Below are 14,248 nucleotides of genomic sequence, written 5' to 3'. Positions count from 1 at the left end.
GATGGTGGCTACATATTGATGTTGTGCTGTTGCTTTTTACTGAAAGCTGCTACTAACGACTCATAAATCTACCCTTAATCGTGTATTGGATGATAGTTGCGGATTTTAGGATTATTACAACGGGTGTACATGGACTGGGCGAAGTGGATCGTAAGTTCCGGCCTGATCAAAAGATAGGTATGTATGCTTTGCCTCAGTTCCGTAAAGAATTTGATGTAAAGAAACCCTTGAAACGGGCCATAGCCTATGTCTCAGGTTTAGGGCATTTTGATATGTTCCTGAATGGAGAGAAAGTAGGAAACCACTTCTTGGATCCGGGTTGGACAAAATATGACCGGTGTGCTTTGTATGTTCCTTTTGATATTACCCAGCAACTTCATACAGGAAAGAATGCCGTAGGTGTGATGTTGGGAAACGGTTTCTTCAATGTGCCGCGTGAACGTTATTTTAAGCTGATTACATCATATGGGGCTCCTCGTTTGCTGATGAATATCCGTCTGGAATATATGGATGGAAGTATAGAAGCCATTGTGACGGACAAATCTTGGAAAGTAACCGAGAGCCCGATTACATATAGTAGTATTTATGGGGGAGAAGATTATGATGCCAATCGGGAACAACCCGGATGGACAAAACCCGGATTTAATGATAAGAACTGGAAAGATGCATTGAATACGGGCTGGAATACCCAGCTTTTGGCGCAAGCTTCTGCTCCATTGACCGTAAGAGACAGTATTCCTACCGTTCGTCTTTTCAAGAATCAGAAAGGGAAATGGGTATATGACCTGGGACAAAACTTTTCGGGTGTGATTCATCTGTCTATGCAATCTAAAGGAAAACAGCAAGTGAAGTTTTATCCGGCCGAACTGTTAAATCCGGACAGTACCGTTAATCAGAGTGCATCAGGAGCTCCTTTCTGGTTTGCTTATACCACGAAAGGAAATGAAAAGGTTTGTTGGCAACCCCAGTTTACGTATTATGGTTTCCGCTATGTGGAAATTGAAGGAGCAGTTCCTGCCGGACAGGATAATCCGGAATCTTTACCGGTTATTTTGGATTTAAAAGGATTACATACCTGTAACTCGGCTCCGGAAGTTGGAACATTCCATTGTTCTAAACCCTTATTTAATCAGACGTATGAGTTAATAGACTGGGCTATTCGAAGCAATATGGCCAGTGTATTGACAGACTGTCCGCATCGAGAAAAGTTAGGTTGGTTGGAACAAGCCCATTTGATGCAATATTCGGTACAATATCGGTATAATCTGGCTCGGATGTATGAGAAGATGATGAATGACATGCGTTCTACACAGGCTAAGAATGGTATGGTCCCGACGATTGCTCCGGAGTTAGTGGAGTTTGAAGGTGGTTTTAAGGATACACCGGAATGGGGCAGTTCGTTTATCATCAGTCCGTGGTATATTTACCAGTGGTATGGTGATAGCCGGTTGATTGCGGAATATTATCCGGATATGCAACGCTATATAGAATACTTGTCTTCGCAGGCAAAAGATCATATTGTTGCCTATGGTTTGGGCGATTGGTTTGACATTGGCCCTAATGCCCCGAGCGTTTCTCAGTTGACATCCAATGGAGTTACTGCTACGGCCATCTATTATTATGATGTTTGTTTGATGCAAAAAATGGCAGATCTGTTAGGAAAGAAAGCCGATGTTGAGAAGTATAAGAATCTGGCGGCAGCAATTAAGACGGCATTCAACAAAACATTCTGGAATCCGGAAACAAAACAATATGACCGGAACAGTCAGGCTGCTAATGCTGTTGCTTTATATATGGGACTGACGACACCAGAAAATCATCAGCAGGTATATGATAATCTGGTAAAAGATATACGTTCAAGAAACAATGCGTTGACAGCAGGCGATGTTGGTTATCGTTATGTTTTGCGTGCTTTGGAAGCTGGAGGCGCATCCGATATCATTTATGATATGAACAGTAAATACGATACTCCGGGATATGGTTGGCAATTAGCCCATGGAGCTACGGCATTAACCGAATCTTGGCAAGCCTATGGCTTTGTTTCCAATAATCACTTTATGTTAGGACACTTGATGGAATGGCTTTTCAGTGGTTTAGGTGGTATCCGTCAAGATGAGACTTCTGTTGCATTTAAACATATTGTTATCAAGCCGTCTCCGGTAGGTGATGTTCGAAGTGCCCGCACGTCCTATGAATCTCCTTATGGAACGATTGTCTCAGATTGGAAAGAAACAGATGAAAAATTCACTATTCGGGTAGAAGTCCCTGCCAATAGTTCTGCATCTGTCTATTTACCAACAACACAGGTTGATCAAATCACTGAAAGTGGGATAGCTGTAAAAGATCTTGCCTCAGTTACTATTCGTCAGGAAAAAGGTTATACAGTTGTCACCGTAGGTTCTGGAATTTATGGATTTGAAGTGAGGAAGTGAGTTGGGATTATGTAAGGAATAAGTTATATGAGAAAGTTGTTATCTATTATAATTGCGAGCTTTTCAACTTTGTTTTTCTTGACTAATTGTCAGGGAAATCCTTCCAAATCAAAAGATTCATTTAAAGATCTGGAAGCTGGTTTTACGAATCCTTCGTCCGATTATCGGACAGCTCCATTGGCTGTGTGGAATAGTAAAGTGACAAATGCTGAAGTCGAAAGGACTATTCAGGAATTGAAGGATGCCGGTTTTGGTGGCCTTTTTGTACATCCTCGTCCCGGTTTGATTACGGAATATATGTCTGATGAATGGTATTCGTTGTATAAACATGCCATTGATTATGCTAAGGAAAAGGATATTAAAGTATGGATCTATGATGAAAATTCATATCCGAGCGGTTTTGCCGGAGGACATGTCCCGGAAGAAATGCCGGAATCTTATAATCAGGGACAAGGCTTAGCTTTAGAAAAAGTAAATGTTTTGCCTGAGAATACAGCGGATTATTTTATTTGTCTGAAAAAAGAGGGAGAGAACTGGATAGATATCACCAATAAAATTTCTTCTTATAGAAATACCGAGGGTGAATATTATTTATATAAGAAAACTTATTATGGTCGTTCTGACTGGTATGGAGGTTATTCGTATGTGGATGTGATGGTGAAAGGTGTAACTGAAAAGTTCTTGGAAGTAACCATGAAAGGATATGAAAAGATTGCTAAAGAGGACTTTGGTAAAACACTTCCCGGTATCTTTTCGGATGAACCAAATATCCAGACATCGGGTGGTTTGCGATGGACTCCGGATCTGTTTTCTGTATTTAAGCAAAAGTGGGGATATGATTTAAAACCTTTATTGCCTTTGTTAGAAGAGGAAGTCGGAAACTGGAAAGAAGTCCGTCATAATTATATGGAAACATTGCTGCAACTGTTTATCGATCGTTGGTCAAAACCGTTTCATCAGTATTGTGAACAGAATAATCTGAAATGGACTGGTCATTATTGGGAACATGGGTGGCCGTATATGAATGATGGACCGGATAATATGGCTATGTATGCCTGGCATCAGGTTCCGGCAATTGATATGCTATTTAATCAGAATGACTATTATGCTCGTCTTTCATTAGCTTTAAGTAAAGGAAAGCAGAATAATCAAATTTTAGTCATAGAGCCGAATTCCACTTTATGGAGCTATTATTCACATACAAAGAGTAGTCCGAAGTTAATGGAAATTGGTCAGGCCTTTCAGTCTTTTGTAACAGACTTAGAAAAGAATCAGGTTGAATATGATTTGGGGTCTGAAAATATTATCAAAGATCATGGAACTGTAGAGGATGGAAAATTTGTTATTGGTCAGGCCTCTTATTCTGTGGTAGTTTTACCTCCGATGATGGAAACTTTGAATAAACCAACATTTGATTTGTTACGGAAGTTTGTGGAAAAAAGTGGCAAATTAATCTGTTTTTCTGCTCCCAACCGGTTGGATGGTGCTAAAGATTCTAAATTATCAGAATTACTGTCGGCTCAGTCTGTAATTTCTGTTCCCACCTTAACCAAAGAGATCATACAGAAGTATTTTGAGAATAAAGATTGTCTGTTCACATTTACGGGAGGTGATTTATATCATCAAAGACGTGAATTTGCAGATGGAGAATTATTATTCTTGGTAAATTCTTCCATGAATGAAGTTACTCGAGGAACAGTTTTATTGAAAGGTAAATCTGTTCTTAAATTGGATGCTATGCAGGGGAAAATATATGAATACCCGGTAGATCAGAAAGAAGAAAATCTGTCTGTGCATTTTGAATTGGAACCTGCTGGTAGTTTATTGCTTTATTGTAGTCATAAGACATTGAATGGCTATGAAAAAGAGCCTGTGTTAGCGGGTAATACCAGGTTGATACCAGAAGGCGATCTGCAGATAAAGAGATTGCGGGAAAATGCTTTGACGATAGATTTCTGCGATGTAACAATTAAAGGAAAGACAATTAAGAATGTTTACTTTGCTCAAGCAGCCGATGCTACTTTTCGGGAATATGGTTTTGTCAATGGGAATCCATGGAACACATCTGTTCAATACAAGCGGAATATATTGGATCGGGATACTTTTACTACAGGGGGATTTACAACTTCCTATCATTTTACAGTAAAAGATAAATTTGATTATTCAACGATGAAATTAGTTGCCGAACGTCCGGAAATATTTAAGGTAAAAATAAATGGAGAAACATTATCTGCTACTCCAGGAGCATGGTGGTTGGATCGTTCATTTGGAGTTTATTCTATTGGTGATAAAGTAAAACAAGGTATCAATACGATTGAGATGAGTGTGAGTCCAATGAGTATTTATGCCGAGATAGAACCTTTATATGTGATAGGCGATTTTTCTGTTGTACCGGAAAAGAAGGGATGGAGTATAACAACGCCTGTTGAGAAACTGACATTGGGAAGTTGGAAAGAGCAGAAGCAACCTTTCTATTCGTGGGAAGTATCTTATACAAAAGAGTATAGTATAGATGATATAAACAGATCTTATACAGTACAGTTAAATGCTTGGAAGGGAACAGTGGCAGAGGTGTATGTAAATGAAGTCAAGGCCGGAATTATTGCTTTTGATCCTTATAGGCTGGATATTACTTCCTTATTAAAGCAAGGAAAGAATATTGTTGAAGTACGAGTCATCGGTAGTCATAAGAATTTATTAGGTCCGCATTACAATAATCCTGTACCAGGACTTGCTTCTCCTTGGCATTGGAAAAATATCAAACAGCAGATACCTGGAAATGAATATCAAATGTGTGACTATGGTTTGATGGAAGATTTTGATGTGGTTGAGTAATGAACGTCTTGGACTTATAAATTTAATATCTAATAATGAAGACTTCGATTATTTATTGGGTAAGTATATTCCTTTTAACCGTGTTGGGTGCCTGTTCTTCCCATCCGACTTTAATTGTGAAGGAGTTACAGTGTGAGAAGTTGATTAATCCTTTGGCGATTGATCATACGAAACCGTATTTGAGCTGGCAGCTTGAAGCGAAAGATAATGGCCTTTGTCAGTCGGCTTATCAGATTCTGGTAGCAACTGATGAAGATTTATTGACAGAAGAGAAGGCTGATTTGTGGAATTCCGGTAAAGTTGAAAGCCCGGAATCTGCCTGGGTTTTGTATCAGGGAAATGAATTAGCTTCAAAGGAGTTTGTTTACTGGAAGGTTCGTGTTTGGGATGGCAATGATAAGGCTTCCGACTGGAGTGAGACGGCTTGTTTTGGTATTGGATTATTACATCCGTCTGACTGGAAAGCTTCTTATATTGGAAGTGATACGCTTTCAGGGAAACCGCAGTCGCCTTTACTTTGGAAACATTTTCAGTGGAATCAAAAAGGAACAAAGGCTTTCTTGCATGTTAATTCTTTAGGGTATCACGAAGTTTATCTGAATGGGAAGAAGGTTGGTGACGCTGTTTTGACTCCGGCTGTATCTCAATTTGATAAGCGGTCTTTGAGTGTTACGTATGATGTAACTGGTTTATTGGAGAAAGGAGAGAATGATTTCGTTCTTTGGTTAGGGAAAGGTTGGTATCAGGATGGACTTCCGGGCGTAGTGAATGGTGGTCCGTTTGTTCGAGCTCAGTTGGAAGAGTTTGAAAATGGTGAGTGGAGAACGAGCTTGATTACAGATTCTACTTGGAAAACGCGTGAAAGTGGTTATGCTTCTACGGGTACGTGGCGGCCTTGGCAGTTTGGAGGAGAAGAAATCTCGGCTGATCGAGTATTGCCTGCTTTGGATAGGAAGATACTGAATTCCGTTGATTGGAATGCAGCAGTCTTGGCCGATATTCCTTTACATAAGGTTTCTCCTCAGATGGCTGAACTGAATGGCATACGAGAACATTTACATCCGCTCACCTGTAAAGCATCCGGTGATTCAGCCTGGATTTATGATTTGGGGACAAATCTGACAGGCTGGACGAAAATACAGTTTCCTCCATTAGAGAAAGGACAGAAAATACGGATCAGTTATTGTGACTTCCTGGATGATAAAGGGGAATTCCGGGATCATTTGTACGAAGATTATTATATAGCTTCCGGTGCTGATTCGGCTGAAGTCTTTTCCAATAAATTCAATTATCATGCCTATCGTTATCTGAAACTGACGAATCTGAAAGAAGCTCCGGCTTTGTCGGCAATTACGGCTTCATTAGTACATACCAATTATAGTGGGGAATCATTCTTCGCTTGTTCGGATAAGGATTTGAATGCCATTCATGATATGATTCACTATACCTTGCGCTGTCTGACATTGGGTGGATATATGGTAGATTGTCCGCAAATTGAACGATTGGGTTATGGTGGAGACGGTAATGCTTCAACTCCTACGGTGCAGACCATGTTTAACCTCAGTCCTTTGTATATGAACTGGATGCAGTCATGGGCTGATTGTATGCGGGAAGACGGAAGTCTGCCTCATACAGCTCCGAATCCGTATGCAGCGGGTGGTGGTCCGTTCTGGTGGGTTTTATTATTACGGCTTCCTGGCAGACCTATCTGAACTATGGAGACCGGAGATTATTGGACCGTTATTATCCGTATATGCAGCAATGGTTGGAATATGTGGCTCATTATACTGTAGATGGTTTGTTGAAGAAGTGGCCGGATACTTCTTATAGAAACTGGTATTTGGGTGATTGGGCAACGCCGGTTGGTATTGATCAGACAAATCCGTTGTCTGTTGATTTAGTAGATAACTGTTATATTGCGGTTTGTTACCAGACCATGAGTAAAATTGCTTCTTTGCTGAATAAAGCGGATGATAGTCGTGGTTATAAAGCAAAGTATGATGCGCTGACGAAACGGATACAGGAGACTTTCTATGATGCGAAAGGAAATACTTATGCCAGCGGGACACAAATTGATTTAGTGTATCCGATGTTGGCTGGAGTCACACCGGACAACCTGAAGGAGACAGTCCTGAAGACTTTGTATGAAGTGACGGCTAACCGTTTCCAGGGACATCTGGCAACAGGTTTGGTTGGCATTCCGGTATTAACCGAATGGGCCGTTAAGAATGGTCTGGCCGAATGGATGTATCAGATGCTGAAGAAACGAGATTATCCGGGTTATTTGTATATGTTGGATAACGGGGCAACTACTACTTGGGAGCATTGGAATGGAGAACGTAGCCATATTCATAATTGTTATAATGGAATTGGTGCCTGGTTCTATCAGGCATTAGCTGGAATCATGCCGGATGAAAGTAAGCCGGGCTACAAGCATATCTGGATTAAACCTCAGGTGGTAAATGATATTTCGTGGGTTCAGGCATCCAAAGATACACCTTATGGTTTGTTGAAGGTCAGATGGGAAAAGAAAGAGGCTTCTTTCGTATTGGATGTGCAAATACCGGTTGGTGCTTCGGCATCCGTTGCTCTGCCATTCCCGGCTGAATCTGTTTGTGTAAATGGTCAGCCATCGCAAGGCAAAGAAGTTTTGGAATTAGAGTCGGGTAGTTATCAGATAGAATGTTCCCGATAGTTGAGGGAGAAACGTAGTATTGCGTCGGGTATTAGCGTAGCGTTGCGCTGACACTCGACGCAATGTTGTGTTAAGACCCGACGCAACCTTACGTTGACTCCCGACGCAGTGTTGCGCTTATGTGTCACGTGGAATAGCGTTTTCTGCTTCTTGTTGATTGAGTTAGGAAAAGCTTTGTTCAGGAAGTATTGAACTCATTTGTGGGTGAATCCTATGGAAAAGTCGTCAGAACTGAATAAATATTCGTACATTTGTCGGAAACCAATAAAATCAAATGTGTTTATGGCTAAGTATAAACGGATTCTTTTGAAGTTGAGCGGTGAATCGCTCATGGGTAGCAAACAATATGGTATTGATGAAGTACGCTTAAACGAATATGCTGAACAGATCAAGGAAATAGCTGAAATGGGCGTTCAGATTGGTATCGTTATCGGTGGAGGTAATATTTTCCGTGGCTTAAGTGGCGCATCCAAAGGATTCGACCGGGTGAAAGGTGATCAGATGGGAATGCTGGCTACGGTTATCAATAGTTTGGCCTTGAGCTCAGCGTTGACGGCTTTAGGTGTGAAGGCCAAGGTGCTGACAGCTATTCGTATGGAACCGATCGGTGAATTCTACAACAAGTGGCGGGCTATCGAACTGTTGGAACAAGGTTATGTAGTCATCATGTCGGGTGGAACCGGTAATCCATTCTTTACGACTGATACAGGTTCTTCGCTGCGCGGTATAGAGATTGAAGCAGATGTGATGTTGAAGGGAACACGTGTAGATGGTATTTATACGGCAGATCCCGAGAAAGATCCGACGGCTGTGAAGTTCTCTGATATTACCTATGACGAAATCTATACACGTGGTCTGAAAGTGATGGACTTGACGGCAACGACCATGTGCAAAGAAAATAATTTACCTATTATTGTCTTTAACATGGACAAGAACGGAAACCTGAAGAAAGTGATGGATGGCGAAGACATCGGTACGTATGTGCATAATTAAAGATACTTTTCCTGATACGTTTTTATGAAAAGAAATAGGACGCATTCCTCGTTGATACTTATCCCTGTTATGTTGTCTTTCTTTGTAATGGGATTTGTGGATCTGGTAGGAGTTGCGGCTAATCACGTGAAAGTTGACTTTGAATTGTCGGACACAATGGCCAATTTGTGTCCGGCAATGGTCTTTTTATGGTTTCTGTTGTTTTCGATACCGGCAGGAATTCTGATGAACTATATCGGACGACGGAAAACCGTGTTGTTGAGTTTGTTTATTACGACAGTTTCCTTGCTCATTCCCTTGTTGCGTTATGAGTTTGTCATGATGCTGATTTCATTTTCGTTATTGGGTATTGGCAATGTCCTTTTACAAGTTTCATTAAATCCATTGGTGTCGAATGTCGTGTCTGAAAGACATTTGGCAAGTTCTCTTTCCTTAGGGCAATTTATCAAAGGTATAGCTTCCTTCCTGGCTCCGTTAATAGCCAGTTGGGCTGCGCTGACCATGAATGAATGGCGTGAATTATATCCGGTTTTTATGTTGATTACCCTTGTCTCTATCATTGGTCTGGGATTTACATCCATTGAAGAACTGGATGATTATTCAGAAAGTGATTCTCTGAAAAGTTATGGGAAACTATTGAGTAAGCCATTGATTCGTTTGGTCTGGATTGGTATCGTCTGCCACGTAGGAATCGATGTGGGAATTAATTTGACAGCCCCCAAACTCTTTATCGAACGCTTGGGCTTTACGGTTGCAGATGCCAGTATGGCTGGTAGTATCTATTTCCTTTCCAGAACGGTTGGATGCCTGATCGGTGCAGTTGCCTTACAGTATATGGCGCCGGACCGCTTTTTTCGTTGGAGCGTTTTGGAATTGCTGTTTGCTTTAATCGGTTTGTCGTTTGCCTTCACATTAGAACAATTGTATGTAGTACTGCTAGTTTTGGGTGTTGGTAATGCAAATATCTTTTCCATCTTGATATCTAAAGTGCTGAATGCTTTCTTTGACAAGAAGAATGAAGTATCCGGATTGATGATTACAGGACTGTGTGGCGGTGCTTTGTTCGTTTTGCCGATGGGAATTGTTTCCGATTGGATTGATTCGCAGGCCGGATCGCTGATCATACTGGGTGTAGGAGCCTTGTATCTGACTTATTTGTCCGGTTATTTTAAGAAACATCCTGATATGCCACAAGAGTAGTCTTTGTGGCATGGGATTTTCGGTTATAGGACAAAGAGTTGGATGTTACTAACATTCTGAAATAAACAGGCCTCAAAAAAGGACTTGCGGCTTGCAAAGTTTAAATTCTTTTCATTACCTTTGTTTATAATTAAAAAATCAAAAGATAACTGGCTTTAGGATGAAAGAAAAACGGAGCTGGTTGGCAGAAGAAAAAACAAGGAAGAAAATTAATCTTGATAATAAAAACGAATAAAATTGGTATAGATATGGTTGATACAAAGAAGTTTGTGAAAGAAGCAGAAGAGAAAATGGAATCTGCTATCCTTTATTTGGATGAACAGTTGGCTCGTATCCGCGCAGGAAAGGCGAATCCGAAAATTCTGGATGGAATTCGTGTTCCTTATTATGGCAGTATGGCTCCGTTAAGTAATGTTGCTTCCATCAATACTCCGGATGCGAAGACAATCGTCATTACACCGTGGGAAAAGAACTTGATCAAGGAAATCGAAAAGGCGATCTTGAACTCTGAAGTTGGTATTACTCCGGAAAACAATGGTGAAATCATTCGTTTGGGTATTCCTCCATTGACTGAAGAACGTCGTCGCCAGTTGGCAAAGCAATCTAAGCAGGAAACGGAAACGGCGAAAATCAGTATCCGTAACGCCCGTCGTGATGCTATTGAAGCTTTGAAGAAGAGCATCAAGACAGACGGTGTTCCTGAAGATGTGGAAAAAGATGCAGAGGCAGAAGTTCAGAAAGTTCATGATAAGTTTATCAAGAAAGTAGATGAACTGTATATTGCCAAAGAAAAAGAAATAATGACAGTTTAATGAAAGGTTTGGTAATTAAAAATACGGGTAGTTGGTATACCGTTTATACGGAAGACGGAAGATATGTTGAGAGTAAGATCAAAGGTAATTTCCGTCTGAAAGGTATTCGGACTACCAATCCGGTGGCTGTTGGTGACCGGGTTGAAATAGAAGAAAACCGTGAAGGTACGGCGTTTATCTGTCAGATTGAAGAACGGAAGAACTATATTATTCGCCGTGCATCGAATTTGTCTAAACAGGCGCATATCATTGCTGCCAATGTAGACCAGGCGATGCTGATCGTAACGGTCAATTACCCGATTACCACGACTGTTTTTATTGATCGTTTTCTGGCAACAGCCGAAGCTTATCGGGTCCCGGTTAAACTGGTGTTCAATAAGATTGACCGGTATAAAGGAGAAGACTGGGAATACATGCAGGGCTTGATTCATTTATATACGACTATCGGTTATCCGTGTACGACTTTATGTGCCAAGACCGAAGAAGGATTGGATGGATTAAGAGCGGATCTGAAAGATAAGATTACTTTGCTTTCCGGTCATTCGGGTGTAGGTAAATCTACAATTATCAATAAACTGATTCCGGGCGTAAGTTTGCGTACGGGTGATATTTCTGAGTATCACAATAAAGGCATGCATACAACGACCTTTTCGGAAATGGTGGCATTGCCCGAAGGTGGTTATCTGATTGATACGCCGGGTATCAAAGGGTTTGGAACCATTGATATGGAAGATGCGGAGATTTCGCATTATTTCCCTGAAATATTCAAGATCTCTGCCGGATGTAAGTTTAACAATTGTACGCACCGTCATGAACCGGGTTGTGCGGTATTACAGGCTGTCGAGGAACATTATATTAGCGAATCGCGCTATAAAAGTTATTTGAGTATCTTAGAAGATAAAGAAGAAAGTAAATATAGGGAAGAATATTAAGTTGTATTCTTTCTTTAGCTTATAAAACTCCCGAGTTTCGTTTTCAAAAGTCATGAACTTTAAAATCGGAATTCGGGAGTTTTAGAAATAACCCTCATCAAAGTATAGGATCTTTAATAGACAATGAAAATGAAAAGTTTTACCTTATTGCGTATCGGTTTGTATGTCTTGTTGGCATGGGTATGTGGTTTTCCGCTGTTTGCACAAGATATAGTTCATAAAGCTCCAGCTCCTTTGTATCGTGATCCGGTAACAGATGGTGCGGCCGATCCGGTAGTTGTTTGGAATCAGGAAGCCAAAAGCTGGTGGATGTTATATACCCAGCGCCGGGCAAACTTGGATGCGCCGGATGTAGCGTATTGTTATGGAACGAAAATTGGTGTGGCCGAATCGACAGATCATGGACAAACCTGGGTGTATCGGGGAACATTAGATTTGGAATTCGAAGAAGGTCATAATACATTCTGGGCTCCTGAAGTGGTTTATTGGGATGGTGAATACCACATGTTTGTGGCTTACATCCGTGGTGTTCGTAGTCATTGGGGCGGAGACAAGCAGATTGTACATTATACCAGTCGTAATTTGTGGGATTGGAAATGTGTAGGTCCGTTGAAATTATCGTCCAATTCGGTGATCGATGCAACGGTTTATCAGAAGCCGGATGGTCGTTGGCGTATGTGGTACAAGGATGAAGCGGCAGGATCGCATACCTTGATGGCGGAAAGCAAGAATTTGCATGACTGGTCGGCTTCGAAGGTAGTTATCGACGGTGATGCTCACGAAGGGCCTAAGGTATTTCGTTTCCGTGGATACTTCTGGATGTTGACGGATGAATGGAAAGGTCTTCGCATCTATCGTTCCAAAGACTTGGATAAATGGGAAAAACAAGGCTTGATTTTAGGAGAAGCAAGTTCGAGACCGGAAGATACACCCAGTGGTGCTCATGCCGATGTGGTTGTTACCAATCATCGGGCTTATATCTTTTATTTCACGCATCCGGGACGAACCAGTCATAACGAGGCGCCTCTGGGTGAAAACGGCGTTTTGCCATACGACTTACGCCGTTCGTCTATCCAAGTGGCTCAGTTGGTTTTCAAAGACGGCACATTGACCTGCGATCATGATGCCGATTTTGAATTCTATTTACCCGACGAAACAGAATAAATTCATTGAAAGCATATTGAAGTCATGCTTTATTCCTTTCAGAATACGGAAGGAAATAAGGCATGACTTTTTTGTTTTTACTGTTTTAGTCCTGTCTTTTCTTCATTTATTCTTAACAAACTAATTAATTCACTAATGTGAATTAATCAATTCATAACTGTGATTCAATTAATTCATATAGGTGATTTATTTAATTCACATTAGTGAATCAAATAATATATCGTATGTTTTTTATGAGTTTCCTATTGTATAGAGGTGAGTTCTTTGACATTTCAACATGAAAGAAAAAAGTAATAACTGGTGTCATCTTCAGATATGTCATATCCTGTTCTGAAATATTTTTTTACTATCTTTCACACTATTCAAGGCAAATACTTGTATATGAATGAAATAGGGGAGTGTGTGAACCCTTGTTTTCTTTTGAGATATGTAAGATTAGAGTAGATATGAAGGGCAGGAATCTGTTGATTAAGTTGTTTTTTAGGAAAATATATCTATTTTTGCAAATAAATACTCAAAGAATATAGGAATGCAAACATGGAGCCTATAGAAAAGTGGAATCGGTTTATGGCAGGTGATGATAAGGCTTATGCTAGTCTTTACGAAGAATACGTACAAGACCTGTATCAATATGGGCTGTGCTTTACTTTGGATACAGAGCTGGTGAAAGACTGTATTCAGGATCTATTTGTCTATCTGTATGCCAATCGGAGCCATTTAGAGGTATCCTGTCAAGTTAAAACCTACTTGCTGGTTTCCTTGAAACATAATATTTGTAGGAGTTTACTGCGTAGCCAGAAGTATGATTCCATAGAAGAAGAGATTCCTTTCCTTGCAGAAATGAGTGTGGAAGACCAATTTATTGAAGACGAATCCTTGCATAATGAAACTCATCAGGTACAAAAGATGCTTTCAGTTCTGACACCTCGTCAGAAAGAAATTATGTATTACCGTTTTGTCCAAGAGTTACCTATGGAAGATATATGCCGATTGATGGATTTGAATTATCAGTCGGCCCAAAACTTGATTCAGCGTTCCCTGAAAAAAATACGCGAAGCGTGCGGAGATTTGTTCTTATTTCTGTGTTTTGTTTGTCTGGAAAAATTTTTTATTGATTTTTGAAAAAAAGTTCCTTTTTGTTGAGTATAAAAATCCGGTCTCTTACTCTTATAGACAAAGCAGGAT

10 protein-coding genes are annotated in these 14,248 nt (G+C 40.5%); all 10 read left to right on the top strand.

The genetic code is table 11. From position 1 onward, the window contains the following. Positions 1-89: 89 nt before the first annotated feature. The 10 genes from MUN53_RS15100 (at position 90) to MUN53_RS15055 (ending at position 14,185) form a co-directional block, all read left to right on the top strand. On the top strand, positions 90-2,432 hold the full coding sequence (locus MUN53_RS15100) for a family 78 glycoside hydrolase catalytic domain (RefSeq protein WP_243326335.1): 2,343 nt from the start codon (positions 90-92) through the stop codon (positions 2,430-2,432). Between the two features lie 27 nt (positions 2,433-2,459). Next, on the top strand, positions 2,460-5,267 hold the full coding sequence (locus MUN53_RS15095) for a hypothetical protein (RefSeq protein ID WP_243326334.1): 2,808 nt from the start codon (positions 2,460-2,462) through the stop codon (positions 5,265-5,267). 35 nt (positions 5,268-5,302) lie between these two features. Beyond that, entirely contained in the window at positions 5,303-6,979 is a 1,677-nt protein-coding gene (locus tag MUN53_RS15090; RefSeq protein WP_262918242.1) for a family 78 glycoside hydrolase catalytic domain, read from the top strand. Next, positions 6,940-7,962, top strand: coding sequence for an alpha-L-rhamnosidase-related protein (locus tag MUN53_RS18315; RefSeq protein WP_317236354.1), 1,023 nt, complete (start codon positions 6,940-6,942; stop codon positions 7,960-7,962). Before MUN53_RS15090 ends, MUN53_RS18315 begins: the two co-directional genes overlap by 40 nt. Positions 7,963-8,244: 282 nt before the next feature. Further along, positions 8,245-8,955 carry a UMP kinase gene (pyrH, locus tag MUN53_RS15080; RefSeq protein ID WP_022455823.1) on the top strand — a complete coding sequence of 237 codons (711 nt, stop codon included), beginning with the start codon at positions 8,245-8,247 and terminating at the stop codon, positions 8,953-8,955. Positions 8,956-8,979: 24 nt separating this feature from the next. Continuing rightward, entirely contained in the window at positions 8,980-10,155 is a 1,176-nt protein-coding gene (locus MUN53_RS15075; RefSeq protein ID WP_243326333.1) for an MFS transporter, read from the top strand. Positions 10,156-10,403: 248 nt separating this feature from the next. Beyond that, complete coding sequence (gene frr, locus MUN53_RS15070) at positions 10,404-10,967, top strand: ribosome recycling factor (protein WP_022455821.1); 564 nt, start codon at positions 10,404-10,406, stop codon at positions 10,965-10,967. After that, positions 10,967-11,899 (top strand): ribosome small subunit-dependent GTPase A, encoded by a 933-nt coding sequence (gene rsgA / locus MUN53_RS15065; RefSeq protein ID WP_243326332.1) that lies wholly within the window; start codon positions 10,967-10,969, stop codon positions 11,897-11,899. Before frr ends, rsgA begins: the two co-directional genes overlap by 1 nt. A 123-nt stretch (positions 11,900-12,022) precedes the next feature. Then, entirely contained in the window at positions 12,023-13,063 is a 1,041-nt protein-coding gene (locus tag MUN53_RS15060) for a family 43 glycosylhydrolase (protein WP_243326331.1), read from the top strand. Positions 13,064-13,600: 537 nt separating this feature from the next. Next, positions 13,601-14,185: an RNA polymerase sigma factor gene (locus MUN53_RS15055; protein WP_243326330.1), complete on the top strand. Its 585-nt coding sequence runs from the start codon at positions 13,601-13,603 to the stop codon at positions 14,183-14,185. Positions 14,186-14,248 lie beyond the last annotated feature (63 nt).

The organism is Parabacteroides faecalis (assembly GCF_022809355.1).
Classification (GTDB): domain Bacteria; phylum Bacteroidota; class Bacteroidia; order Bacteroidales; family Tannerellaceae; genus Parabacteroides; species Parabacteroides faecalis.
The sequence above is the reverse complement of the archived record's forward strand: the minus strand, read 5'-3'. Positions and strand labels throughout refer to the sequence as shown.

Excerpts from the sequence above, each read along its gene's own strand:
- MUN53_RS15100 (WP_243326335.1), top strand. The coding sequence starts at position 90 with ATGATAGTTGCGGATTTTAGGATTATTACAACGGGTGTACATGGACTG.
- MUN53_RS15095 (WP_243326334.1), top strand. The coding sequence starts at position 2,460 with ATGAGAAAGTTGTTATCTATTATAATTGCGAGCTTTTCAACTTTGTTT.
- MUN53_RS15090 (WP_262918242.1), top strand. The coding sequence starts at position 5,303 with ATGAAGACTTCGATTATTTATTGGGTAAGTATATTCCTTTTAACCGTG.
- pyrH (WP_022455823.1), top strand. The coding sequence starts at position 8,245 with ATGGCTAAGTATAAACGGATTCTTTTGAAGTTGAGCGGTGAATCGCTC.
- MUN53_RS15075 (WP_243326333.1), top strand. The coding sequence starts at position 8,980 with ATGAAAAGAAATAGGACGCATTCCTCGTTGATACTTATCCCTGTTATG.
- frr (WP_022455821.1), top strand. The coding sequence starts at position 10,404 with ATGGTTGATACAAAGAAGTTTGTGAAAGAAGCAGAAGAGAAAATGGAA.
- rsgA (WP_243326332.1), top strand. The coding sequence starts at position 10,967 with ATGAAAGGTTTGGTAATTAAAAATACGGGTAGTTGGTATACCGTTTAT.
- MUN53_RS15060 (WP_243326331.1), top strand. The coding sequence starts at position 12,023 with ATGAAAATGAAAAGTTTTACCTTATTGCGTATCGGTTTGTATGTCTTG.
- MUN53_RS15055 (WP_243326330.1), top strand. The coding sequence starts at position 13,601 with ATGGAGCCTATAGAAAAGTGGAATCGGTTTATGGCAGGTGATGATAAG.